This is a genomic window from Streptomyces longisporoflavus, from assembly GCF_014649775.1.
GTDB classification, from domain to species: domain Bacteria; phylum Actinomycetota; class Actinomycetes; order Streptomycetales; family Streptomycetaceae; genus Streptomyces; species Streptomyces longisporoflavus.
In genome coordinates, this window is the sequence record NZ_BMTR01000002.1 from 426,840 (window position 1) to 449,933 (window position 23,094).

A 23,094-nucleotide genomic window follows, 5' to 3' on the forward strand; every position below is an offset into this window, starting at 1 on the left:
ATGGTCAGCCTGCAGTACATGCGCGCCCTGCCGGCGCCGGAGAACAACGCCCGGCGGCTCGAACTGGTCCGCCCTGGCAGCGCCAGGAAGTTCGGCCTGTCCACCGCGGCCGCCCTGGAGTACGTCTACGACGGGCCGCGCCGTACTGAACTCGGCCACCTCGTCGGCGAGTCGGAAGAGGCGGAGGAGGCAGCGGAGTCCGACCACGGGAACTTCGACCGGTGGATCGAGCGCAACTGGGCCTGGTGCGCGCCCTACTACCTGTTCTCGCGGCGCTCCGACTACGCCGACGTGGACGACGCGGACGGCGAGATCCGGCGGCGGGTCCTGGACACCTACCTGGCCGGCGGTGACCCGCCGCAGCCGCCGCACACCGGCGCCCCGCTGGTGCACCTCGACCACCGCAACGTCTCGGCGAAGCTCGATGTGGGAGGCACCCTGGCCGCCAGGCGCTCGGTGCCCCGTCCCCGGCGCCGGCCCTTCTCCTCGGCCGACCTGGGCTGGGTCCTGTTCACCGGCTGCGCGCGGATGCGGGCGGCCCTGGCCCGCCAGGCATCGGCGGCCGAGGACCCCTTGGCGCTCCTGACCAGCTTCGGCAGCGCGCTGGACGTCTACGTCGTCGCCTACGCGGTCGACGGCCTGACCCCTGGCGTCTACCGCTACGACGTGGCGCGGGACGGTCTGGGCCCGCTGCCCGGCCGGCCATCCGCCGACGCCCTGCGCCGGCGGATGGCGGCGATCCTGGTGGGTCAGCCGGCTCCGCTGTCGGCCGCGGCCACCGTGGTCCTGGTCGCCGACTTCGAGCGCTACCAGTGGCGGTACCGCCATGAACGGGCGCTGCGCCACCTGTGGCTCGACGCTGCGCACGCCATGGGATATCTCCTGTTCAGCGCCACCGCACTGCGGAAGTCGACCCATATCAGCCCCGCCGCACGGGACTCGCAGGGCAACGCGTTCCTGGGGCTCTCCGACGCGCGTCATCAGATCATGTACTCGCTCAGCACGGGCTGAGCGAGGTGAGCACGCACTCCGGCGCGGGGTCGATTCCTCCCCTCGATCCCGCGCTGGCCGGGGTGATCGCCGACGCGGTGCGGTGGTTGTGCCGCACGCGTCCTCCGGCCGCCTGGCTCAGGGGCGCGGAGCCGGATTGGGACCGGCCTTGGGACAGGGATACGGGCGGGGCCGAACTGCACGCCCTGGCCGCACGCCTCTCCCCCGTGCACCGCACCCCGCCGAGCGCCTGGGACGGGGCCGTGGCCCGGCAGTTGGGCGACTGGATCCACGGTCAGGACCGATGGCTGCGACAGCTCGGGCCGGGCGATGCGCGTCTTGCCGAAGCCTGTGCGCAGACCCGCGCCCTGGCGGCCGAGCGGCCCGAGTACGCGCAGGAGTGCCGTCGGCATGTCCGGGCGCTGAGAGCGGCGGCGCCGCACGCGCTCCGGACGCCGCCGATCGACTTCCCCGAGGGCTGCGCCGCGCCATCCGGCGACACACACCTCCTGATGCGCGAACTGCTCCTCGAAACCGCCGCCGAGCACTCCACCGCCCGCCGCCGCTACGCCGGTGAGGCAGCCGCCCTGGCGCACGACCTGGCCGGGCAGAAGCCCTCCGCGCTTCTGCACCTGTTGCAGACCGGTGGGGCTTGCGGACCCCCGGCCGGGTTCGAGCCGCCCGAAGTGCGGCTGGCCCGCGGCCCCATGGCCGATCTCGTGCCGGTGGCCCTGTTCCGGCCCGGTGAGCGCGGCGGGGTGGTGTACCTCGGGCCGCAGGTGCCCACGGCACGCGGGGCCGCGCCCCGCGACCGCCTCGCCCTGCTGTTGCTCCTGGCCCACGAGGCGTTTCCCGGCCATGCCCTGCACGCCCATCACGCCCGGTCGCGGTTCGGCGGCGCGGCGGCGGTCCTCGGGGACATCAGCGCCCTGGAGGGCTGGGCGATGATCGCCGAGCAGCAGCTGGCCGAGGAACGTCCCGGCCTTGCCGAGATCGCCCTGTGGTTCCGGGTGAAGCGGCTGCTGCCGGTCGTCGTGGCCGACGTACGCGCACGCCTTGGCATCCGGGCGGCGCGGGAGATCGTGCGCCGCGTCGCCGAAACGTCGCCGACGCTGTTCCGGGACATCCCGGCCGGTCACCAGATCCTGGCGGCGAACCGGGCCTACGCGCAGGGATACGTCGAGGCCCTGCACGCCCTCGATACGCTCGAGCACGCCTCGGGGGTGCCGCCGGCCGCCGCGCGGCTGCGCCTGGTGACGGCGGGCGGCATCCGGGCCGCCCTGCTGCCGGACGTCCGGGAGTCTGTGCCCGGCCGCCGCTCACCCTCCCAGCAGCCGCCGGGCTCCGAGAGCCAGCGAGATTTCCACCAGGTCGCCGACCCGGGTGAGGCTGCGGCCGGTCAGTTGCTCGACACGGCGCAGCCGGTTGAGGACGGTGTTGCGGTGGCAGTAGAGGCGGGTCCCCGCACGCTGCGCGGAGCCGTCGGCATCCAGCCAGACCACGAGCGTGTCCAGGAGAAGGTCCCGGTCTGCGGGGTCGAGGGAGCCCAGCGGGCCGAGGACACGCTCGGCCAGCGCCTGCGCCAGTTCGGGGGACGAGACGACGAGGGCGTCGGGCAGGCGTTCGTCCAGTAGGACGGTGCCGCCGCCGGGAGGGCAGGCGCGCAGTGCGGTGTCGGCGAGGCGGCGGGCATGGGGGACGGCGGCCAGGGACTCCACGGGTGAGCCGATGCCGGCCCGGGCGCCGGGCGGCAGGGCGAGAGCGGCGCCGAGCGCGGCCAGTTCGGCCGCCGGGTCGCCCTCGGCGTCGCCGAGCAGCACCAGGGCGTACTGGACTCCGGGGGCGGTGTGGCGCAGCGTCCGGGTGCCCGCGGGCAGGGTGAGGCGGCTGTCGTCGCCGGCGAGGGCGATCACGGCGTACCAGCCGTCCTCGGGCAGCCCGAGGACGTCGGCGGCGGTGGGCAGGTCGGTCAGGCGGGCGCTGCCGTCGAGGAGGCTCGCGGTGAGCAGTCGCAGCCGGTTCTCGTGCTGCCAGGCCATGCGGCGCTCAGTGCGGCGGTAGGCGTCGGCGACTACGCCGCAGTGCTCGTCGACGAAGTTCCATACGTCCGTCGCGACATGGATGAGCAGCCGCATGTCGTCGGGGTTGCCGCGCGAGACCTCCTCGACCAGGCCCTGCCACACCATCGCCCCGCCGAGCCTGAAGGCGTGCAGCAACGCGTCGAGCGGCAGGCCCCGTTCGGCTCGTACCCCGGCGATCTGCACGGACGTGCGGTGGGCGGCCTCCCTGGTCTCGCCGGGCTGGAGGAGCGAGGTGACGCTGTAACGCAGGGAGCGGTGGACCTCCTGCCATACCTCGGTGGGGCGGTTCTCGATGTCCGCCCGGTAGGCGGGCTCCTGTTCGCGAAGCGCCGCGACGAGCCGGTCGGTCATCGCGGCCAGGTCCCTGAGCAGGGCGCGGGCCGCGCGGTGCAGGACGGCGACGGCCTCGGCGTCGAGGAGGGAGCGTGAGCCCGGTCCGATGGGGGTGATGACGGGCACTTCGTGCAGGGTTCCGACCCGTGACCGCAGGACGTGTGGCATGGGGCCTCCCCGGGGCATGTGCGCACAGCAGGATCTTCCTGACGCCCGAAGAATGGCATACCGCCCAGTCGGTACCTAGAGCTGTGCGGCAATCTCCACATCACGGTCCGGCAACTCACCTTCCCCGGCGAGCAGCCGCGACAGCTCGACACGGGAGCGCACGCCCAGCGCGGCGAACACATTGCGCAGGTGGTGGTCGACGGTGCGGGGACTCACCGACAAGTGGACGGCCACCTCGCGGTTGGTGGCGCCCTCGGCCACATGACGGGCGATGCGCTGCTGCTGCGGGGTCAGCGCCGCGAGCGGACCCGGCCCCGGCTCCCCCGCCACCGCCTCGCCCGCGGCACGCAGTTCGCCGCGGCTGCGGTCCGCCCAGGCACGCGCGCCGCACCGCTCGAAGCCGACCAGCGCGTCCCGCAGGGGTCCGCGGGCCTCGCGGGTACGGCGCCTGCGGCGCAGCCACTGGCCGTACAGGAGTTGCGTACGGGCGCGTTCGAACTCGCCGGGCGAGCGGTCGTGGTGCGCGAGTGCGTTCTCGTAGGCGGCGTCCGTCTGGTGCGGCGGTGCGAGCAGGGCGCGGCAGCGCGCCAGTTGGGCCGGTGCGAGCCGGTCCGCGGTGGCGCCGGCCCAGCGGGTGAATTCCGCCGTGGCGTTCTGTGCCTCCGCCGTACGACCGGCCTGCACGGCCGCCTCGACGAAGCAGGGGACGGCCAGCATCCGCACGGCGAAGTGGCCGCGCCTCGGCCCCGGAGCGACCAGCGGCGCGAGCCGGGCGGCCGCGTCCCCCGGGCGCCCCGCGGCGAGATCCGCCCGTGCGACGGCCCAGACCGCGAGCGTGGCGGCCTGGGTGAGCCCGTGCGGCCCCGCACCGTCCGCCGCGGCTGCCGCGTGCGCCGAACACGCCTCCGCGTCACCCTCGACGGACGCGGCGAGCGCGAGTACCGCGTGCAGACAGACCGCGACGTTGGGCTGCCCGGTGCGGTGCGCGGCCCCGAGCCCCTCGATGGCGTGCGCCCTGGCCCGGTTGTGGCGGCCCGCCCGCAGCTCTCCGTACGCGAGGTGTTCCAGGGCGCGCGGCAACAGGGCCTCGGGGCCGTAGGCGCGTACGGCGGCGAGAGCGCGGGCGCCCGCCGCGCAGGCGGTCTCCACCTCGCCGACGACCAGGGCGGCGGCTCCGGCCCGCAGCAGTCCCGCCGGGTCGCTCTCCGTGGCCACGTCGTCCAGGCAGCGGCGCAGCAGGGCGTGCCCCTCGGCGGTGCGGCCCGCGAGGACCGCGCACATCCCGGCGCGGTAGGCCTCCAGGGACGGATCGTCGGCGCAGGCGGGCAGGCGCGCCATCGCCTCCCGGTAGGCCTCGGCGTCGCCCATCGCCCAGGCCGCCTCCGCCGCGCCGATCAAAGCGTGCCGGGCCGGTTCCGGCGGGAGCAGGACGGCGGCGGTGAGCAGGTCCTCCCTGGCGTCTGCGGCCGGGCCGTCGGCGAGGGACAGCATGCCGCGCACCCGGTGCACGCCCCCGTGGGCGGGGACGGCGGCGGTGCGGGCGAGCAGAGCGCGGGCCCGTACGGGGTCTCCCGCGAGCCGGGATGCCTCCGCCGCGTCGGCGAGACGGTCGGTACGCAGGGCAGGGTCGGCGGTGAGGGCCGCGGCGCGTGCCAGGGCGGCGGACCGCTCGGCGTAGGGGCGGGGTGCTCTCGCGACCGCGGCGAGGGACGCGGCGAGGCGCGCGTCGTGATCTCCTGCCGCGCAGGCGAGTTGGACCAGGGCGGAGAGGCGGTCTCGGCAGGCCTCGGCCAGGCGCGCGTGGGTGGCTCTGCGGCGCGCGAGCGGGGCACGGCGCAGCACGGCGCGGCGCAGGAGCGGGTGGGTGAAGTGGAGGCGTCCGCCCGCTCCGACCACCGCTCCGGCCGCTTCGGCGGGCGCGAGTCCCGAGGGGTCGCCGCCGGCCCGCAGCAGCAGGGCCAGGTCCGCGCCCGCGCCGTCGGGCTCGTGCTCGCAGGCCGCGGCGGCGAGCAGCAGCAGGGCGCGGGCGGCGGCGGGCAGTTCGTCGATGCGGGCGGCGTAGGCGTCCAGGAGGTCTTCGCCGCCGGGCAGTGGATCGGGCAGCGGGGTGCGCCCGGCCAGCTGGTCGGGGGTGAGGGCCGATACGAGCGCGCAGAGCAGGCGCGGGTTGCCCGCGGCTTCGCGGATCAGCCAGGCGGCGACGACCGGGTCGGTGGCGCCGCGGGTGAGCCCGTCAAGCAGGGCGGCGGCCGCGCCGTCGTCCAGGGGGCGCAGGCGCAGGGTGGCCAGACCGCCGGACATGTCCGTCGCGGCACCGTGTTCGGCGAGGGTGAGCAGGACGGCCACGGGTCGCTCGGCGGGCAGGCGGCGCAGGTCCGCCAGGAGGGCCGCCCTGTCCGCGGGACGCCAGGTGTGCGCGTCGTCGACGCAGACGAGCAGCGGGCCGTCCTGCGGCAGCGCCGGCGGAGCGGCCGCCTTGACCGAGGCTATCGGGGCGCAGACCGCCCGCGCGTACTCCACCAGCGCGGTGCGGCCGAGGCCCGGTTGCGCGGTGAGGACGAGCACGCCGCCGCGACCGGCGCGCAAGCCTGCTGCCAGGGATTCCACTGCGGCGGTCTCCTCGCGGCGGCCGTGGAGCTCGGGAGGCCGGAGCGCGCCGGGTACGGTCGTCGAAAGGGTCACGCCCGCACGTTACTTCCGCGTAACACAGCCCGGAAGCCCCGCGTCCGCAGGGCTGGGCACGGCCCCAACGGCCGCCGCGTCCCGGTGTGCACGAGCACAGTCGGGAGCCGGTATGTCATGGTTCGCCAGGAACGCGCGTCCGTCCGCCGTCGGTTTCCCGACGACGGACGGACACCCCCCTGTGACAGAGCATCAGGACCCTCAGGTGTGCGGGCAGTTGCCCCGGTACTCCTCGATCGTGAGGCTCGGTCGCGGCAGCGGGCAGAGGAACTGCTCGTAGCGTGTGTCGTTGTCGATGAATCGCTTCAGCCAGGAAATGCTGTACTTCGCGATCGTCGTGTTGGACGAGTTCGGCGTGAAGTGGGTGGCGCCATTGAGCTCCAGGTATGCCTTGTTCAGGGAGCTGGGCAGCGACTCGTAGAACGGCTCCGAGTGGCTGGAGACGGAGGCGACGGTGTCACCGTCCGCGCCGACGACCAGGGTCGGCGTCTTCAGCTCGGGCCAGGTCTTGTCGGTGTTCCAGCCCGTCAGCGGGATCGCCGCCTTCAGGGACGTACGGCTCTTGGCCGCCTCCAGGGTGCCGCCGCCGCCCATCGAGTGCCCCATCACGCCCAGCCGGGAGGAGTCGATGCGGTTGCGCACCGAGCTGCTCTGCGTCAAGTAGTCCAGTGCGGACAGGAGTTGACGCCCCCGGCTGTCGGGCTGGTCGAGCGTGGTGTTGGTGTCGATGGTGAACACCACGAAGCCCTGCGACGCAAGGCGCGGTCCGAGCCAGGCGATGCTCGACTGGTAGGCGGTGAAGCCGGGCGATATGACGACCGCGCCGAAGGTGCCGTCGGCGGTGGACGTCGGATAGTAGACGGTGCCGCCGCCGAAGCCCGACACACTCAGCGACGAGACGCTGGTCTGCGAGACGGCGTAGGAACCGCGCGAGGCCTCGATGCTGGAGTTGCTGGGTGCGGGCCCCCGCTCATAGGGATTGTCGGCGGCGGCCTGGGCGCCGGGCGCGAGGCCGGTGCCGAGCAGACCGGCGGTGGCGACGGCGGCAGCCAGAGCTGTCCGCACCACAGGGCGGGAGAAGACGTGCAGGCGCACGGCGGGGTCCTCTCGATCGTGGCGGAGCCACGCGGGAGGAGGGAGATACGCCCCGGTGGAGACCGCCGTGTTGGTTGGCGGTCCCCACCGTGGCGCCGTTGACGGGGTGTCGACATCGGCGAAATCACCGGTGTCGCAAGGACGCGGGCCGCGCGGGGACGTCTGCCTCCCGGCGACTCCGCGCGCACGGGGACGTCAGCCGCGCAGCGGTCCCTCGCACCTGAAGTCGGATGTTCCGGCCCGTCCGCCGGTCCAGATGTCCACCTCGTCGAAGGTGCAGTTCATGTCGGTGAGATTGTTGTCGCCGCCTGCCGCGCGATCGAGGATGTAGGCGTCGACGGTCTCGGACATGTCCTTGAAGACGCGGTCGGGGCTGGCCGCGTCGCCGAGGTTCGCGGTGATCCGCCCTTGGCAGACGAACCGCGGGCGCGCCGGAGCGCTCGTCGAACGGCACTCGGGCGTGATGCCGGTCGTGGCGACGAACGAGGAGCGGACCTGACCGGCGGTGCTGTCGCGCAGCCGGTCGACGGGCACGTACCGGGTCTCGGGCACGAACAGGTCGTCGACGTGCGCGATCTGCTGGTCGAGGAAGGCGTCGTACGCCCTTTGCAGCCCGGCGTCCCGGCCGAGGCGGTCGCGCCAGGCGTCGAACGCGCCCGGATCGTCGGAGCGCAGGTAGCGGTACATCTCCTTGATGAGCGCCGGGCGTTCGCTCCACAGGAACTCGAAGAACGTGCCCGCGTAGTCGTAGAAGCGGAAGCCGTCCCCCTCGTACGTGGCGTGCAGGATCTGGTGCACGCTCATGCGCGGCCCGCCGCCCGCGGTGTCGTCGATGATGCCCTGGACGAGGGATTTGCGGACCTTGATGCCGTCGTCGCGCGTGGCACCGTCGAAGAACTCCGCGGTGCCCTCGTCCATGGCGGTCGTGCGATCCCCCTCGTACCAGCGGCCCTCGCCGAAGAAGCCGGGCACCGCCCAGCGGCCGTTGAGGTAGTGCGTGTACTCGTGGCGGAACAGCTCCTCCAGCGTCAGCGAGGAGTCCCGGGGGACGCGCCGCTGGTAGGTGTAGAAGGTCGCGCCCTTCTCGATGTAGACGCCGCCGTTCTCGGTGCCCATGCCGGTGAGCAGCGGATGGAAGTTCTCGTAGTCGGCCCGCGAGGCGTACAGGACGGTGGTCAGGGTGGTGTTGGGGTCCTGGGCGAGCGGCTCCTCGGTGCCGACGACCCGGTGGAACTGGGCCTTGACCTGTTTGCTCGCGTAGTAGAGCTGGTCGACGGTGCCGCGGTCCAGGGCCGTGCGGACCTTCATGCCGCCCCCGTCGTACGCGTAGGTCCGCGGGAAGAGGCGGCGCTCGATGTCGCCCCTGCACACCTGGTACGGCTTGCAGGCGTCGAACTCGATCAGCCAGGTGACGGCCTTGGCCCACGGGGCGCTGCCGTCACCGAAGGTGCGGGCGGTGGTGTCCAGGAGCGGGCCGAGCCCGGCGACGATCTCGCCGCGCAGGGTGTCGATCTGGCCGAAGCGCCCGTACTCGCTCACCGCGTCGCGCGCCACCCAGGCGTTGGGCCCTGCCTTGAGATGGCCGTATCCGCCGAACGCCTTGAAGGCGGCGCGGTAGGAGGCGTCGGCCGCCACCGCGGCGCGGAAGGCGCTGTCCTGGTTGCCGGGGTAGACGCCGAGGTAGTTCAGGGAGAGCGCGGCGAGGGCGGCGCCCGCCCAGCTCGCGTCCCGTGCGGTGTCGGGGTGGCCGGCGTCCATGGTCGCCAGGACCCGTTTGACGAGCGGGAGTTGATGCTGACGCAATCCCGCCGCGCTGGCCGCCGTCAGTGCCTCGCGGAGTGTCTCGGCGTTGGAGCGGGTGACGTCGAAGGCATGGGCGGCCTTGCCGAACGCGTCCACGGCCGCGCGCATGGCGGCCAGGGTCGCCGGATCGGAGATGTCGACCTCGTCGTGCGAGAAGCCCTGGTAGGAGACGGCGTGGAGGTAGGTGAACAGCTCCAGAAGGTGGCTCTTGTTGGTGCCGTCGTGGGAGGCGGCGAGTTCGGTGGCGCGCCGGGATACGGCCTGGATATGTGCGGCCGACATCACCGGCGCGAGGCGCTTGTCCCACTTCCAGACGAGGCCGCGCAGGCAGCCGTCGGCGGTGACGGCGGGGTCGGCGAGGAACGCGGTGAACTGCGCGGGAGACAGGCCGGTGACGCCGTCGAGCGTGCACGGCACCGAGATCTTGCCGACGCTCGCGCGGGGCACACCTGACGTCGCCTTCTTCTCGTCCGTACGGGCGCCGGGGACACGGCCGCCGGTGAGTCCGCCGGGGGCGGGGAGCTGCCGGGCGGCGGGCTCGGGGGCGCTGGTGCGGCGATCTGCCCGGTCTGACGGGTTCGGCGCTTCGGGTCCCGGTGCGGCGGGCGAGGCGGGTAAGGCGGCGGCCGGACGCCGGTCGGGATCGGGGGCGTCCGCGGCAGCGGCCGGTGCAGCCGTGGCGCACAGGGTCACGGATATCGCCGCGGCGACCACGGATCTGCGCAGGGTTCGGGGCTGGGGCACGACAGGCTCCTGTCGGGTGGGAGGTGCGCGGAGGGCTTTAGACGCCAACTGCTGTGCATGCGAAGGCACTTGCGAGACCTGAGCCCCGCGCCATGTGATGCGTAACGTAGTAATGTGAAATGGTACTGACAACCCCTCAGACGCCGGATACCTCACAACTCCCTTACGGTTTACACTCGTTCGCCCTGCTCATGCATATCGGGCACTCGCCGCATCCGGGGGCGGCAAGCAGGTGACCTTGTACGCTGGTGAACCACTCGGGGCGGGCGCGCGGGCCACGGCCTGCGGGCCACGAAGGGATCACCACCATGGGTCACCTCCCACAGCGCACCCTCATCACCCCCCGGGAGCGGCTGCGCGACCAGGTCGCCCATCATCTGCGCGCCGCGCTGATATCCGGCGAACTCCGGCCCGGCGAGGTCTACTCGGCGCCCGTGCTCGCCGAGGACTTCGGGATCTCCGCGACGCCGGTGCGCGAGGCGATGCTCGATCTGGCCCGCGAGGGCCTGGTGGAGCCGGTCCGCAACAAGGGCTTCCGGGTCACCGAGGTCGACGAACGCGATCTCGACCAGTACACCGAGATCCGCACTCTCATCGAGGTCCCCATGGTCGGCCGCATCACCCGGTCCGCCTCACGCGCCGAGCTCGAACGCCTGCGCCCCGTGGCCGAGGAGATCGTGCGTGCGGCTCGCGACCACGATCTCATCGGCTATCTCGAGGCCGACCGGCAGTTCCACCTCTCCCTGCTCGCGCTCGGCGGCAACGACCGCCTCGTCGAGACCGTCGGCGACCTGCGCAAGCGCTCGCGCCTGTACGGACTGACGGCACTGGACGAGCGCGGCCGGCTGGTCCCGTCGGCGCAGGAGCACATCGAGTTGCTCGACCTGATGGTGGCGGGCGACGCCGAAGGGGCGGAACAGTGCATGAACCGTCATCTCGGGCATGTCCGCTCACTCTGGGCGCGCGGCGACAAGGAGCAGGGACCGGCATGACCCGGCAGGGGGCCGACATGACCCGGTAGGGGCCGGCATGACCCAGTAGGGCCTACTCGCGGGTTCGTTTGATTCTTCAACGCATTGCGCGGTTCATTGACGCGGACCGTTCACATCTTTATGGTCGCCTGACCTTCCCCGGCGACCCCCGCAACGGAGCACAATGAGGTCCCTCCCCCGCACGGCCCGGTTCATCGCACCCCTCCTCGCGAGTGTGCTTGCGGCGGCCGTTCCCCCCACCGCGGCGGCCGGCACCGCGACACCGAGAACCGAAGAGCCGACGACACCCGCGCCCTCCGGCGACGGCTGGACGCTGACATCCACCCGCCTCGACGCGAAGGACACGTACCACGCCTTCGTCGGCAACGGCTATCTCGGCCAGCGCGTCGCCCCCAACGGCGCCGGCTACACCGCCTCCGACGCCAAGACCGGATGGCCGCTGTTCACCCCCCGCTACGACGGTTCCTTCGTCTCCGGGCTCTACGCCCACAACAAGAGGACCACCGAGAACCGCCAGGTCGCCGCGGCCATCCCCACCTGGTCGCCGCTCACGGTGTCCACCGGCGGACGGCAATCGGAGACGTTCACCTCCGCGACGCCGGCCTCCCGGATCTCGCACTACCGGCAAAGCCTCGACCTGCGCCGCGGCCTGGTGCGCACCGAACTCACCTGGACGGCGAAGGACGGCCGGGCCACCGACCTCGTCTACGACGTCCTCGCGGACCGCGCCAACCCGCACGTCGGCGCCGTACGACTGCGCATGACCCCGCACTGGAACGGCGACGCGAAGGTCACCGATCGCATCGACGGCCGCGGCGCCCGGCGCGTCACCCCCACCGCCGAAGGCACCCGCTCCCGCGGCCGGACCATGACCGTGGGCTTTCGCACGCAGGGTACGAAGACCGAGGGGACCGTCGCCTCGACCCTCCGCCCGGGGCACGGAGTGCGTACAGGAAATGAACAAGCCTCCGCCCCTGCCCGCAAGTTGAGCGCCCACCGCTCCGTCGGCGTTCCCGTCCGGGCAGGACAGACCTACGAACTCACCAAGTACGTCGGCGTCGACACCGCCCTGACCTCCCGCTCCCCCGAACGCGACGCCGTCGCGGCCTCGCGGCGGGCCGCCGGACGCGGCTGGGACTCGCTGTTCAGCGGGCACGCCGCCGCCTGGCGCAAGCTGTGGCGCAGTGACATCGAGGTGGCGGGACAGGGCAAACGGCGCGACCTGCAGTCGTGGGTACGCTCCGCCCAGTACGGGCTGCTCTCCAGCACTCGCGCCGGCTCCTCCAACAGCATCTCCCCCACCGGTCTGAGCAGCGACAACTACGCCGGCCTCGTCTTCTGGGACGCGGAGACCTGGATGTACCCGGCACTGCTCGCCGCCCACCCGGGCCTCGCCAAGTCCGTGGTGGACTACCGCTACCGCACCCGGCACGCCGCCCGCGCCAACGCGAAGCAACTCGGCCACCGCGGCCTCTTCTACCCCTGGACCAGCGCGGGCAAGGGCGACCTCAAGTCCGAGTGCCACAGCGTCGACCCGCCGCACTGCCGCACCCAGAACCACCTCCAGAGCGACGTCGCCCTGGCCGCCTGGCAGTACTACCTCGCCACCAAGGACACCCACTGGCTGCGCGCCCGCGGCTGGCCCGTGATCAAGGGAATCGCCGAGTTCTGGGCCGACCGCGCCACCCGCAACAGCGACGCCAGCTACTCCGTCAAGGACGTCGCCGGACCCGACGAGTACAGCAACGGCGTCGATGACGGCGTCTTCACCAACGCCGGCGCCGCCACCACCCTGCGCACCGCGGGCCGCGTCGCGCGGATCCTCGGCAAGGACGCCCCCAAGAGCTGGAACACCGTCGCCGACAAGCTGCGCATCCCCTACGACGAGAAGAAGAAGGTCTTTCGGCAGTACGACGGCTACAAGGGCTCGGTCATCAAGCAGGCGGACACCGTCCTTCTGATGTACCCGCTGGAGTGGCCGATGTCGAAGCAGGCCGCCGCCAACACCCTCGACTACTACGCGGCCCGCACCGACCCCGACGGCCCCGCCATGACCGACTCGGTGCATGCCATCGACGCCGCGGCCATCGGTGAGCCCGGCTGCTCCGCGTACACCTACCTGGAGCGTTCCATCCGCCCCTTCGTCCGCGGCCCGTTCAACCTCTTCTCCGAGGCGCGCGGCGACAAGGCGGGGGCCACCGACCCCCTGTCGGGCTCCCCCGCACAGAACTTCACGACCGGCCAGGGCGGTTTCCTCCAGGTCTTCACCAACGGCCTGACCGGACAGCGGATGCGTGAGGACAGCGTGCACCTCGACCCGATGCTGCCGCCGCAGCTGGCCGAGGGCGTCAGGCTCAACGGGCAGCACTGGCAGGGCCGTACGTACGACATCGCCGTCGGCGCCCACGAGACCACCGTGCGCCTCACCCGCGGCGAGCCCTTCGAGATCGAGACCCCGCAGGGCAAGCAGATCGTCAGCCGGGAGGCTCCCGCGCACATCAAGACGCGCCGCCCGGACCTGGAGCCGACCGACAACCTCGCCAGGTGCCGCCCGGGGAAGGCTAGTTCGGAGCAGCCCGGTCAGTACGCCGACGCCGCTCTCGACGGCAACACCGCCACCGCCTGGGTCCCCGACTCCGCCCGCGCCACCCTCACCGCGGACCTCGGCAAGGTGTCCCGGATCTCCGGGATCACGCCGCACTGGACGGACGTGAAGCCGGAGAAGCACTCGGTGCAGACATCGCTCGACGGGCAGCACTGGAACACCGCCTCACCGGACGGTGACACCGCCCGCTACATCCGGGTGAAGTTCATCTCCAAGGACGCCAAGAAGCCCGCCGGGATCGAGGAGTTGACCGCCGTCAGGTAAAGCGCGTAAGCGGCGGTGGCGGCACGGAAAATCAGTGCCCCCACCGCCGCTCTCGTTGTTAGCCTGCCGGGCGTGGCGGACGAGGCATACGAGAACCCGAAGCTGGCGGCGCTCTACGACCCGCTGGACCCGGACCGCGGCGACCTGGACGTGTACGCCGACGTGGCCGCGGAACTGAAGGCACGGCACGTACTCGACGTGGGCTGCGGCACGGGCACGTTCGCCCTGCTCCTGGCCGGGCGCGGGCTGGAGGTGACCGGCGTCGACCCGGCCGCGGCCTCCCTGGACATCGCGCGCGCCAAGCCCGGCAGCGAGCGCGTTCGGTGGCTCCACGGCGATGCGACGGCGCTGCCCGCGATGCGGGTCGACCTGACCACCATGACCGCCAACGTCGCCCAGGCGATCGCCGACCCGCAGGTGTGGGAGGACAGCCTGCGCGGTATCCACGCCGCTCTGCGTCCCGGCGGCCATCTCGTCTTCGAGACCCGCGACCCGGCCCGGCGGGCGTGGGGAGGGTGGAACCGCGCCGCGACCCACCGCACGGTCGCCGTCGAGGGCGTCGGAGACGTCGAGACCTGGCTGGACGTCACCGGCGTCGACCTGCCGCTGGTGTCCTTCCGCCGCACCGTCATCCTGACCGCGACAGGCGAGACCCTCACCTCCGACTCGACCCTGCGCTTCCGCGAACGCGACGAGGTGACCGCCTCGCTCACCGCGCACGGCTACGTGCTGGACGAGATCCGCGACGCCCCGGACCGCCCCGGCATGGAGTTCGTCTTCCTCGCGCATCGCCCATAGCCGCGCGGGCGCGTCAGCGCAGGGTCATCCGGTACGTCAGCGGGGAGCGGCCGGTGATCAGTACGCGGATGCCGTCCGGAGTGAGGGAGCCGTTCATCCAGGTGTAGCGCTCCCCCGACTCGACCACGGGAGGCTGTTTGCCGCCCTTTCCGTTACCGGGACCGAAGGTGATCCTGTCCTGGCCCATCGTGTAACTCGCCTCGCCGCTGACGAGTTGGTAGGTGTCTTCGGCGCCGTCGACCGGCTCCAGACCGTCTCCCGCAAGCTTCCCGCCGCGTCGGAAGCACAGCTCGACGGCCAGCGGCACCGCGGACTCGGACACATCGAAGGACAGCTCCCAGCCGCCGTCGTCCGTCTCGCGCACCAGGATCTCAGTGCGCAGTGCCCGGTACTCCTTGGGGCGGTGCGGGAAGTCCATCGCCGACCAGAAGCGACCGTCGTCGGTGAGCGGGTAGCGGCCGTCCTTGCGCCGGTGGCGGCGCGGCAGCGGTTGATGGAACGCCGCGCGGACCTCCGCGTGCAGCCGCCACGCATCGCCCTGCCGCTCGAGGCCCTCGGACCGGAAGGGCCCGAGCGAGAAGAACTGCGGGGCCAGACGCAGGGAGTCGAGGATCGCGGCGCCCTTGCGCATCTTGAAGAACGTGGGGTTGGTGGACAGGCCCGATGAGATGGCGTGCAGCTCGGGCAGGTCCGTGCCGCCGAAGATACTCGCCGTCCGCTCACCGCGGCGCACGCGCACCAGACGGCAGCTGTCGTCGTGGTGCTCGAAGTCGGTCGGCAGCTCCTTGACCGCGGGGAGCTCACGGGCGAGTTCGGGGCGGTCGAGGACCTCGGCGAGCCGGTCGCCCGGCGGGGTCTCGCCGAAGGTCTGCGCCAAGCCGCGCTCCTGGATCAGCGCGGCCATCGCCGCGAACGTGCCGTCGCCGTCGCGGATCGCCAGCTCCCGGTACTGGAGCCAGAACTCGGGCAGGTAGCGCAGCGCCGCCTGGTCCTGGCGCCGCGAGTGGACGGACTCCACCTCGCCGTTGGGCTCGGTGACGTACAGCGAGGCGGTGAGGTTGTCGCGTACGTGCGCGTACAGGTCGCGCCGGTCGTGGAAGCGGGCGATGGTCAGCAGGGCCGGGTTGGTGACCACCGCCGAGTAGGTGGGGCTGCGTTCGCTGTACTCGCCGCCCGCGAGCTGGTCGATGCCCTCCGCAAGCCAGGCGTCGATGCGCCGGGGGTAGGCGGGGTCGGGCCAGCGCCGGTGGATGCGGGAGAGCGCCGAGCACACCAGCCAGCGGTGGTTGGCGGTGTGCACGCCGCCGTGCGCCAGGCCGGGGCCTGCTTTGCGCAGGATGCGCTCGATGGTGGTCCGCAGCTTGGAGGTGGCCCGCTCGCCGTCCTTGTCGAGCAGGGCGTGGGCGATGTTGAGGTCGACGACGGAGAAGGCGGTGTCGGGCGGTGAGTGGACGGCGCCCTGGTCCCAGAGTCCGTCGTCGAACTGCTCGTCGGCGAGGGCGTCCGCGAGTTCTTGCAGCGGGCCGAGGAGTGCGCCGTCGTGGTGGTGTGCCGATGCGGCGTGCACGTGGACGGAGGTGAGGGTGCGCAGGCTGCGGGCGGCGGCGCGGGCCTTGCCCCGGTCGCGCAGCTCGGTGATGTTGTCCTCGTACCCGTCCAGGACGGCGGCGGCGCGCGTGTCGGCGGCGCCGGTGAGCAAGGCGAGGAAGTCCTCGTCCCGCCGGGGCTTTTCGGATGCGGCGCCCTCCGCGGCTGCCGCCGGCTGGGCGGAGATGCCGCCGATGCCCGCGGCGGTGGCGGTCGCGGAGGTGGCGAGGAAGGTTCTGCGGGCTAGCACGCTGTCTCCCCGTGGGGCACGCGTACGCCCCGTACGTCGATGGCGGTGAGTGCGAGGGCAAGGGGGCCCGGCACGAGGAACGCGAGCGGCAGCATCATCCAGGCGCACAATGCGGCCGCCGCGAGAGCGAGCAGGACCAGGGCGCTGCCGCCCGGGTCCCGCGCCGCGTCTCCGGCGGCACCGCGCACCGCGGCCCGCCAGTCGGTCAGCGACTCGGGACGGGCGCAGGCGCGCAGGCCCACGATCACGGCGCACGTCCCGATCACCGCGGCCGTCACGGCGAAGACGCGGGCGCCCGGCAGCCCCGCCCCGGCAAGCGCCAGGTCCGCGGCGAACAGCAGCGCCCCGGCGAGCGCGACGGCTCCTGCGGCGAGGTCACCGGCACGGAAGCGTTCCCGCAGCAGCGCCATGTACCGCCTCGCGGTGGCGGGTTGATCGTCCCTGGTGCCGCGTACGACCGCGCAGGCCGTGGAGAGGGCCGCCGGTGCGGTGATCAGTGGCAGGCAGGCGAGGGCCGTGATCACCCCGAGGGCCAGGACATCCGCGAAGAGGGTCATCCGCGGTCCGAAGATCTCGCCCGTCTCGCGGGCCCGGGCGGCGCTCATCCCTTGACCCCGGAGTTGGCCATGCCCTCGACCAGAAAGCGCTGGAAGGCCAGGAAGAACAGCACGATCGGCAGGAGCGCGATCACCGACATGGCGAACATCGGGCCGAACGCCGACTGGCTGGAGGCGTCCACGAAAGAGCGCAGCGCCAGGGTCAGCGTGAACTTCTCCGGCGAGAAGAGATAGATCAGCTGGGTGAAGAAGTCGTTCCAGGTCCAGATGAACGTGAAGATCGCCGTGGTGATCAGGGCGGGCCTGGTGAGCGGCAGGACGACCAGGAAGAAGCTGCGGAACGGGCCGCAGCCGTCGATCCTGGCGGCTTCCTCCAGCTCGCGCGGCAGGCCGCGCATGAACTGCACGATGAGGAAGACGAAGAAAGCCTCCGTGGCCAGGAACTTCGGCAGGATCAGCGGCCAGTAGGTGTTCACCATGCCGAGCTGGTTGAAGATGATGTATTGCGGGATCAGGACCGCGTGGTGCGGCAGCATGATCGTCGCGATCATGAACGCGAAGAGCGGCCCGCGGAAGCGGAACCGCAGCCGCGCGAAGGCGTACGCCGCCAGGGAGCAGCTGATGACGTTGCCGAGGACCGCGCCGCCCGCGATCAGCAGGGAGTTGGAGAGCAGCCGCCCGACCGACACGTCGTCGACGCCGTCGAGGGCGGTCGAGTAGTTCGACCACTCCAGCTTGCTCGGCAGCAGGTTCAGGCTCGCGATCACCTCGTCGGCGGGCTTGAGCGAGGTGGCGACGAGCCAGGCCAGCGGATAGAGCATGACCAGGAGTGCGGCCAGGCATCCGGCGTGCAGGGCGACGCGGCGCCAGGGCAGGGGCCGCCGGCCAGCGGTGGTGGCAGTGGTGGTGGTCATCGCTCCCCCTCGTTCGCGTAGAAGACCCAGGAGCGTGAGGTGCGGAAGAGCACCGCGGTCACGGCTCCGATGGCGATCAGCAGGACCCAGGCCATGGCGGAGGCGTAGCCCATGTGGGAGGCGACGAAGCCGCGGTCGTAGAGGTAGAGCGTGTAGAAGAGGGTCGAGTCGGCGGGGCCGCCCTTGCCGCCGCTGACGGCGAAGGCGGGGGTGAAGACCTGGAAGGCCTGGATGGTCTGGAGCACCAGGTTGAAGAAGAGCACCGGGGACAGCATCGGCAGCGTGATCGAGATGAACTGCCGCCTGCGGCTCGCCCCGTCCACCGCCGCGGCCTCGTACAGCTCGGCGGGAATCTGCTGGAGACCCGCCAGGAAGATCACCATGGGGGCGCCGAACTGCCAGACCGTCAGGAGCGCCACGGCGAGCAGCGCCCAGCCGGGCTTGTTGACCCAGCCGCCGGTGTGGACGCCCATGCCCGACAGGACGTTGTCGACGGTGCCGCCGTCGTTGAACACCGCACGCCACACCAGCGCGATCGACATCGAGGCGCCGAGCAGCGAAGGGGCGTAGAAGGCGGACCGGTAGAAGGCCTTGCCGCGCCGCATGGACTTCAGGGCCAGCGCGACGGCCAGGGCGAGCGCCAGTTGCAGCGGCACGGCAATCACGACGTACGTCAGGGTCGCGCCGACCGAGCGCCAGTAGCGCGGGTCCTCGGTGAACATCTGGACGTAGTTGCGAAAGCCCACCCAGCGCGGGGCGTTGAACAGGTCGTAGTCGGTGAAGGACAGGTACAGCGACACGGCCATCGGGAGCAGCGTCAGGACAACGGCGCCGAGCACCCAGGGCGAGAGAAACACCCAGGCGGCGCCTTCGCGTTCGCGTTTCCCCCGTGGCTTGCGCGAAGGCTCGGGACTCTGGGCGCGGGCGGCCTGCACGGGTATGTCGGTGGTGGTCATGACCTCACCTCCGCTTTCGCCTCGGTGATGAAGTCCTCCGCGGCCTCGCGCGGTGACATCTGCTCGAACGACACCTGGTCGTAGTCACGCCCGAAAGTGGTCTGCAGGGCGTTGTCGCCGGAGGGCGGGGCCTGCGGCGGCGCTTCGAGTTTTCCGTCGACGGAGTCCTGGTAGTCGGCGATGGTCTTGTCGAAGTCCTTGAGTCCGGGACCGATGGCGTCGCGGATCGGCTCGTTGACCGGGATGCCGCGCGAGGCGCCGAGGATCTTCGCCGCCTTCTCGTCATTGATCATGAAGTCGATGAACGCGGCGGACTCCTCCGGATGTTCGCTGGTGGCCGCGGCGCCCATGAACATCGAGGGCTTGAAGTACTGGCCGGGCGTGCCGTTCGTGCCCGAGGGCATCGGGCCGAGCGTGAGGCCTTCACCGACGATGGGCGTGAATCCGCTGGCGGGCGCGTCCCAGTTGAAGTCGGAGACGGCCTTGCCGCGGGCCAGCGGCTGGTTCTCCACCGTCCCGTCGAGCTGCGTGGTCTGCTCGGCGGCCGACACCGCGCCCTCGCGCCGCAGCTTGTCGGTGAAGGTCCACCAGCGAGTCAGGTCATCGGCGGTGAATCCGAGCTCGCGGTCCTGGGTGTAGAGGGTCTTGCCCTGGCCGCGCAGCCACACCTCGAAGCAGTCCTCGCTCTGCCCCGGGTCGACGGAGCCGGGCTTGCCGGTCTTCTTGGCGAGCTCCCGCATGGCATCGGCCCAGTCGTCCCAGGTCCAGCCGTTGCGCGGGAGCGCGACACCGGCCGCCTTCCACTGCTTGGCGTCGTACACCACCGTCTCGGTGCCGCGGCCCTGCGGGATCGCGTACTGGGTGCCGTCCACGACGCCGGTGGCCAGGAGCCCGGCGTCGATCTCGTCGGTGCGCAGGGCCTTCTTCTGCTTTCCGAGGTCGAGGAGGATGCCGCCGGACGCGTACTGGTCGATCTGCCGGTAGTCCAGCTGCATCACGTCGGGGGCGTCGCCGCCCGCCGCCTGGGTGGCGAGCTTCTGCTTGTACGCCTCGTAGCCGGCGAAGGAGGTCTGCACCGTGATCCCCGGGTGCTCCTTCTCGAACAGCGCGACGGCTTCATGGGTACGGGCCGCCCGGTCGGGGTTGCCCCACCAGGTGTAGCGCAGCACGGTCTTGCCGCCGCCGCTCGATTCGTCCGAGCCGCCGCAGCCGGTGAGCAGCACGCCGAGCGTGAGCACCGCGGCCATTGCGCAGGACCTCTTTGTCCTGTTTCCGGGCATGCCGATGACACCTCTCCTCTCCGCTTTCTTGATGGGCGCTTCGTCTGAAGGCCTGAAGTCCTGAAGGCGGGCGGTTACTCGCCGTGGTACGGAAGCGTGGTGCCCGGCAGTTCGTACTCGTCGCGGCGCCCGCACATCCCGTAGCCGCCGAGGCGCGAAGGACGGCTGTCGTACGAGCCCGATCCCGCGAGGTAGCCGGGGGTGCCGGACGCGAGGGCGTCGAGCTGCGCGCCGGTGCGTTCCGCGGTGGCCAGGGCGCCGGCCCGCCACAGCTCACGCCAGGCGGGGACCTTGTCCCGCACGAGACGGGCCGCCGCCTGCTGGAATGCCAGGTAGGGGCCGTTGTCCCCGGCCCTGAGCGCATCGCGCAGCGGCAGGTATCCCTCGACAGCCAGGTCACGGCGTTTGCGGGCGGCGGCCTCCGCCTCCGGGCCCTCCTTCGCGGGGAGCTTCGCCGCGGCGGCGTACCGCTCGGGATCGGCGAGCACGTCGGGCGGGAAGGTGAAGACGGCGTCCCCGGCCTCGGGCAGGCCGCTGTTCTGCATCAGGACCGTGATCCGCAGATCGCTGCCCTGCACCATCCGGTGCACGGTGCCGGGAGTGAACCACGCGACGGTACCGGCTTCCAGGGGGACTTCGCGGTAGCCGTCGGGGCTGAGCGTCTGGACGGCGCCGCGGCCGCCGGTGACGACGTACGCCTCGGTGCACACCAGGTGCAGGTGCGGGCTGCCGCCGCAGACGCCGTCGGCGGCCTCCCAGTCGTAGGCACTCAGGTGCGAGAGGCCGACGGCTCCGGGCAGCGGGTGCGGAAGGCTCACCATGACAGTCCCTTCAGGTGGGTGGCGACGCGGTCGCGGTCCCAGGCGCCGTCGGCGACCACGACGCGGTAGCGGTAGGTGAAGGACTGGCCGGGCACCAGCTCGAACTCGTCGAAGAACGCCCAGGAGAAGGCGACGGTGGGGATGGGCTCGGAGCGCACGAACCAGTGCGAGTCGTGGATGGCGCTGCCCCCTTCGAGGTTTTCCGGGGCGTGCGCGAAGACGAGCGTGGAGTGTGCGTCGACGTCGTCGTGCTCCGCGCTGAAGGCGAGCCAGGGCCCCTGGGTGCCCATCAGCTCGCCGGCGTCCTTCTCGTCGCCGGGGCCGAAGGCGGCGCCGCCGGTGAAGTCGCGCGGGCCGCGCCACTGCAGGCCGGTGTATCCGGCCATCTCGCGGCCCGCGGTGGTGGGCGAGCCGAAGCGCAGGGGCTCGTCGCGGACGTTGGTCAGGCGGATCGACCAGTCCAGGGCCCAGGAGCCGGCTTCCTCGTCGACCGAGTGGACGGTGATGTCACGCTCCTCCCTGGCCCACGCCTGCCCGCCGTTCTCGATCCAGGTGAGCTCCTCCGTGAGGTGGAAGCGGTCGTCCCCGACGTCCAGGGCGGGGAAGCCGTCGTGGCGCATCGATCCGACCCGCTCCGGCAGGCGCAGATAACCCTCGCCGTGCACATAGGAGTTGCCGCCCCAGAAGTTCTGCCCGGACAGATGGCTCGCGGTCATCTGCAGGCCTTTGTGCCAGCGGTGGTCGTTCGGCCGGTATCCCGAGACCTGGTGCCCGGCCAGGGTGCGCAGGGGGTGGATGTAGGGCTTGCGGGCCTCGAAGGGGTCCGGGTCCGGGGCGTAGACGTAGCTGAGCAGCTCGACGCCGCCCGAACGGACCGTGATCCGCTCGCCGTGGGTGTGGGTGACCTGAATCGTCATCGCGCGGGGCTCCAGTCGGGGTGGCTGCCGTGCATGGCCGGGTAGTAGGGGTCGCCGGCGGCGATCTCGCCCGCGAGCACCGGCTTTCCGGTGAACGCCGACTTGTAGAGCGCGGCGGCGAATTCGAGGGTGCGTCGGGCGTCATTGCCGCTGCCCGGTGGCCTCGCCCCCTGCTCGTAGGCGTCGAGGAGGGCGCCGAGCTGGGCGGCGTGCGAGCTGGGCACGTCGGCGGCGGGGGTGCGCCAGGTCTCCGCGCGGCCGGGCTCGACGTGCGGGGCCGGGGTGTAGGTCCAGTCGTCGTTGGAGTGCCCGTAGAGGTGGGTGAGTTCGACCGTGGCGTCGTCGCAGTCGATGCGGATGCGGCTGACCTCGTCCGGGGACAGGACGCTGTTGACGACGGTGGCGAGCGCCCCGCTCTCGAAGCGCACCAGAGCGGTCGACACGTCCTCGCTCTCGGTGTCGTGGACGAGACGGGCCGCCATGGCGCGCACCTCGGTCCAGTCGCCGAGCAGATGCAGGAGCAGGTCGAACTGGTGGATGCCGTGCCCCATGGTGGGCCCGCCGCCCTCGCTCTCCCAGCGGCCGCGCCAGGGCACCGCGTAGTAGGCGCTGTCGCGGTGCCAGGTGGTCTGGCAGTGCGCGACGCGGGGTGCGCCGAGCCCGCCGCTCGCGATCAGCTCGCGGGCGTGGACGGCGCCGGAGCCGTAGCGGTGCTGGAAGACGACGGAGGCGTACGTGCCCGCGGCCTCCTCGGCGGCGGCGATCTCGTCGTATTCGGCGAGCGAGAGGCACAGCGGCTTCTCGCACAGCACCCACGCGCCGGCCTTGAGCGCGGCGACGGTCTGGGAGCGGTGCAGCGATGGCGGGGTGCCGATCAGGACGAGGTCGGGACGGACCTCGTCGAGCATGGCATCGAAGTCGGCGTAGCCCGCCACGCCTTCGATATCCATGCCCATCGTCCCGGCCCGCGTACGGAAGGCGTCGAGCCGGGCGGGGTCGACGTCGACGGCGGCTCTCAGCTCGACGCGGTCGTGATGGGCCCGCAGGGCGGGCAGATGACTGCCGGTCACGATGCCGCCGGTGCCGACGACCGCGGCCCGTAGACGAGTGGGGGTGGAGGACATACGGTCTCCTCGAACGAGCTTAGAAAGCGCTTGCACTGGGGCCGACCCTAGGCACCGCAGGAATGTCAGGACAAGACCTCGGAGCCGAAAACTGAAACGACTCAACATATGGATGTCCCGATCCGGTCCGGGC

At 72.0% G+C, this 23,094-nt stretch carries 16 protein-coding genes; 4 read left to right on the forward strand and 12 right to left on the reverse strand.

What is annotated here, in order from left to right; genetic code table 11:
* Window positions 1-1,011, forward strand: a complete 1,011-nt coding sequence (locus tag IE226_RS05950; RefSeq protein WP_190079934.1) for a SagB/ThcOx family dehydrogenase — start codon at window positions 1-3, stop codon at window positions 1,009-1,011.
* Window positions 1,012-2,309: 1,298 nt separating this feature from the next.
* Here IE226_RS05950 and IE226_RS05955 read toward each other — a convergent pair.
* The 4 genes from IE226_RS05955 to IE226_RS05970 form a co-directional block, all read right to left on the reverse strand.
* Window positions 2,310-3,572, reverse strand: a complete 1,263-nt coding sequence (locus tag IE226_RS05955) for a PucR family transcriptional regulator (RefSeq protein WP_190079935.1) — start codon at window positions 3,570-3,572, stop codon at window positions 2,310-2,312.
* Window positions 3,573-3,647: 75 nt separating this feature from the next.
* A complete protein-coding gene (locus IE226_RS05960; protein WP_190079936.1) occupies window positions 3,648-6,254 on the reverse strand; it encodes a helix-turn-helix transcriptional regulator in 2,607 nt (868 codons plus the stop codon).
* A 201-nt stretch (window positions 6,255-6,455) separates the two neighbouring features.
* Window positions 6,456-7,349 (reverse strand): bis(hydroxyethyl) terephthalate hydrolase, encoded by an 894-nt coding sequence (gene bdeA / locus IE226_RS05965; RefSeq protein ID WP_190079937.1) that lies wholly within the window; start codon window positions 7,347-7,349, stop codon window positions 6,456-6,458.
* A 195-nt stretch (window positions 7,350-7,544) separates the two neighbouring features.
* Window positions 7,545-9,896 (reverse strand): collagenase, encoded by a 2,352-nt coding sequence (locus IE226_RS05970; RefSeq protein WP_190079938.1) that lies wholly within the window; start codon window positions 9,894-9,896, stop codon window positions 7,545-7,547.
* A gap of 308 nt (window positions 9,897-10,204) precedes the next feature.
* On the opposite strand from IE226_RS05970, the gene IE226_RS05975 reads away from it, so the two are divergent.
* The 3 genes from IE226_RS05975 to IE226_RS05985 all read left to right on the forward strand — a co-directional run bounded on the left by IE226_RS05975 (window position 10,205) and on the right by IE226_RS05985 (window position 14,555).
* Window positions 10,205-10,888, forward strand: a complete 684-nt coding sequence (locus IE226_RS05975) for a GntR family transcriptional regulator (RefSeq protein ID WP_190079939.1) — start codon at window positions 10,205-10,207, stop codon at window positions 10,886-10,888.
* Window positions 10,889-11,051: 163 nt separating this feature from the next.
* A complete protein-coding gene (locus IE226_RS05980) occupies window positions 11,052-13,757 on the forward strand; it encodes a discoidin domain-containing protein (RefSeq protein ID WP_190079940.1) in 2,706 nt (901 codons plus the stop codon).
* Between the two features lie 72 nt (window positions 13,758-13,829).
* Complete coding sequence (locus IE226_RS05985) at window positions 13,830-14,555, forward strand: class I SAM-dependent methyltransferase (RefSeq protein WP_190079941.1); 726 nt, start codon at window positions 13,830-13,832, stop codon at window positions 14,553-14,555.
* Between the two features lie 13 nt (window positions 14,556-14,568).
* Here IE226_RS05985 and IE226_RS05990 read toward each other — a convergent pair whose 3' ends face one another.
* The 8 genes from IE226_RS05990 to IE226_RS06025 form a co-directional block, all read right to left on the reverse strand.
* Window positions 14,569-16,392: a hypothetical protein gene (locus IE226_RS05990; RefSeq protein WP_229870519.1), complete on the reverse strand. Its 1,824-nt coding sequence runs from the start codon at window positions 16,390-16,392 to the stop codon at window positions 14,569-14,571.
* Window positions 16,386-16,997 (reverse strand): hypothetical protein, encoded by a 612-nt coding sequence (locus tag IE226_RS05995; RefSeq protein WP_190079942.1) that lies wholly within the window; start codon window positions 16,995-16,997, stop codon window positions 16,386-16,388. Before IE226_RS05995 ends, IE226_RS05990 begins: the two co-directional genes overlap by 7 nt.
* Window positions 16,994-17,863 carry a carbohydrate ABC transporter permease gene (locus IE226_RS06000; RefSeq protein WP_190079943.1) on the reverse strand — a complete coding sequence of 290 codons (870 nt, stop codon included), beginning with the start codon at window positions 17,861-17,863 and terminating at the stop codon, window positions 16,994-16,996. The genes IE226_RS05995 and IE226_RS06000 overlap by 4 nt, the downstream gene beginning before the upstream one ends.
* Window positions 17,860-18,819, reverse strand: coding sequence for a carbohydrate ABC transporter permease (locus IE226_RS06005; protein ID WP_190079944.1), 960 nt, complete (start codon window positions 18,817-18,819; stop codon window positions 17,860-17,862). Before IE226_RS06005 ends, IE226_RS06000 begins: the two co-directional genes overlap by 4 nt.
* A complete protein-coding gene (locus tag IE226_RS06010) occupies window positions 18,816-20,099 on the reverse strand; it encodes an ABC transporter substrate-binding protein (protein ID WP_190079945.1) in 1,284 nt (427 codons plus the stop codon). The genes IE226_RS06005 and IE226_RS06010 overlap by 4 nt, the downstream gene beginning before the upstream one ends.
* Before the next feature lie 74 nt (window positions 20,100-20,173).
* A complete protein-coding gene (locus IE226_RS06015; RefSeq protein ID WP_190079946.1) occupies window positions 20,174-20,920 on the reverse strand; it encodes a cupin domain-containing protein in 747 nt (248 codons plus the stop codon).
* Window positions 20,914-21,837 carry a DUF6807 domain-containing protein gene (locus IE226_RS06020; protein WP_190079947.1) on the reverse strand — a complete coding sequence of 308 codons (924 nt, stop codon included), beginning with the start codon at window positions 21,835-21,837 and terminating at the stop codon, window positions 20,914-20,916. Before IE226_RS06020 ends, IE226_RS06015 begins: the two co-directional genes overlap by 7 nt.
* Complete coding sequence (locus IE226_RS06025; RefSeq protein ID WP_190079948.1) at window positions 21,834-22,961, reverse strand: Gfo/Idh/MocA family protein; 1,128 nt, start codon at window positions 22,959-22,961, stop codon at window positions 21,834-21,836. Before IE226_RS06025 ends, IE226_RS06020 begins: the two co-directional genes overlap by 4 nt.
* Window positions 22,962-23,094: the final 133 nt, after the last annotated feature.

What these genes read in the sequence shown, in the direction of transcription:
- IE226_RS05950 (WP_190079934.1), top strand. Translation starts at nt 1, where the DNA reads ATGGTCAGCCTGCAGTACATGCGCGCCCTGCCGGCGCCGGAGAACAAC.
- IE226_RS06020 (WP_190079947.1), bottom strand. Translation starts at nt 21,837, where the DNA reads ATGACGATTCAGGTCACCCACACCCACGGCGAGCGGATCACGGTCCGT.
- IE226_RS05975 (WP_190079939.1), top strand. Translation starts at nt 10,205, where the DNA reads ATGGGTCACCTCCCACAGCGCACCCTCATCACCCCCCGGGAGCGGCTG.
- IE226_RS05995 (WP_190079942.1), bottom strand. Translation starts at nt 16,997, where the DNA reads ATGAGCGCCGCCCGGGCCCGCGAGACGGGCGAGATCTTCGGACCGCGG.
- IE226_RS06010 (WP_190079945.1), bottom strand. Translation starts at nt 20,099, where the DNA reads ATGCCCGGAAACAGGACAAAGAGGTCCTGCGCAATGGCCGCGGTGCTC.
- IE226_RS05955 (WP_190079935.1), bottom strand. Translation starts at nt 3,572, where the DNA reads ATGCCACACGTCCTGCGGTCACGGGTCGGAACCCTGCACGAAGTGCCC.
- IE226_RS06005 (WP_190079944.1), bottom strand. Translation starts at nt 18,819, where the DNA reads ATGACCACCACCGACATACCCGTGCAGGCCGCCCGCGCCCAGAGTCCC.
- IE226_RS05980 (WP_190079940.1), top strand. Translation starts at nt 11,052, where the DNA reads ATGAGGTCCCTCCCCCGCACGGCCCGGTTCATCGCACCCCTCCTCGCG.
- IE226_RS06015 (WP_190079946.1), bottom strand. Translation starts at nt 20,920, where the DNA reads ATGGTGAGCCTTCCGCACCCGCTGCCCGGAGCCGTCGGCCTCTCGCAC.
- IE226_RS06025 (WP_190079948.1), bottom strand. Translation starts at nt 22,961, where the DNA reads ATGTCCTCCACCCCCACTCGTCTACGGGCCGCGGTCGTCGGCACCGGC.
- IE226_RS06000 (WP_190079943.1), bottom strand. Translation starts at nt 17,863, where the DNA reads ATGACCACCACCACTGCCACCACCGCTGGCCGGCGGCCCCTGCCCTGG.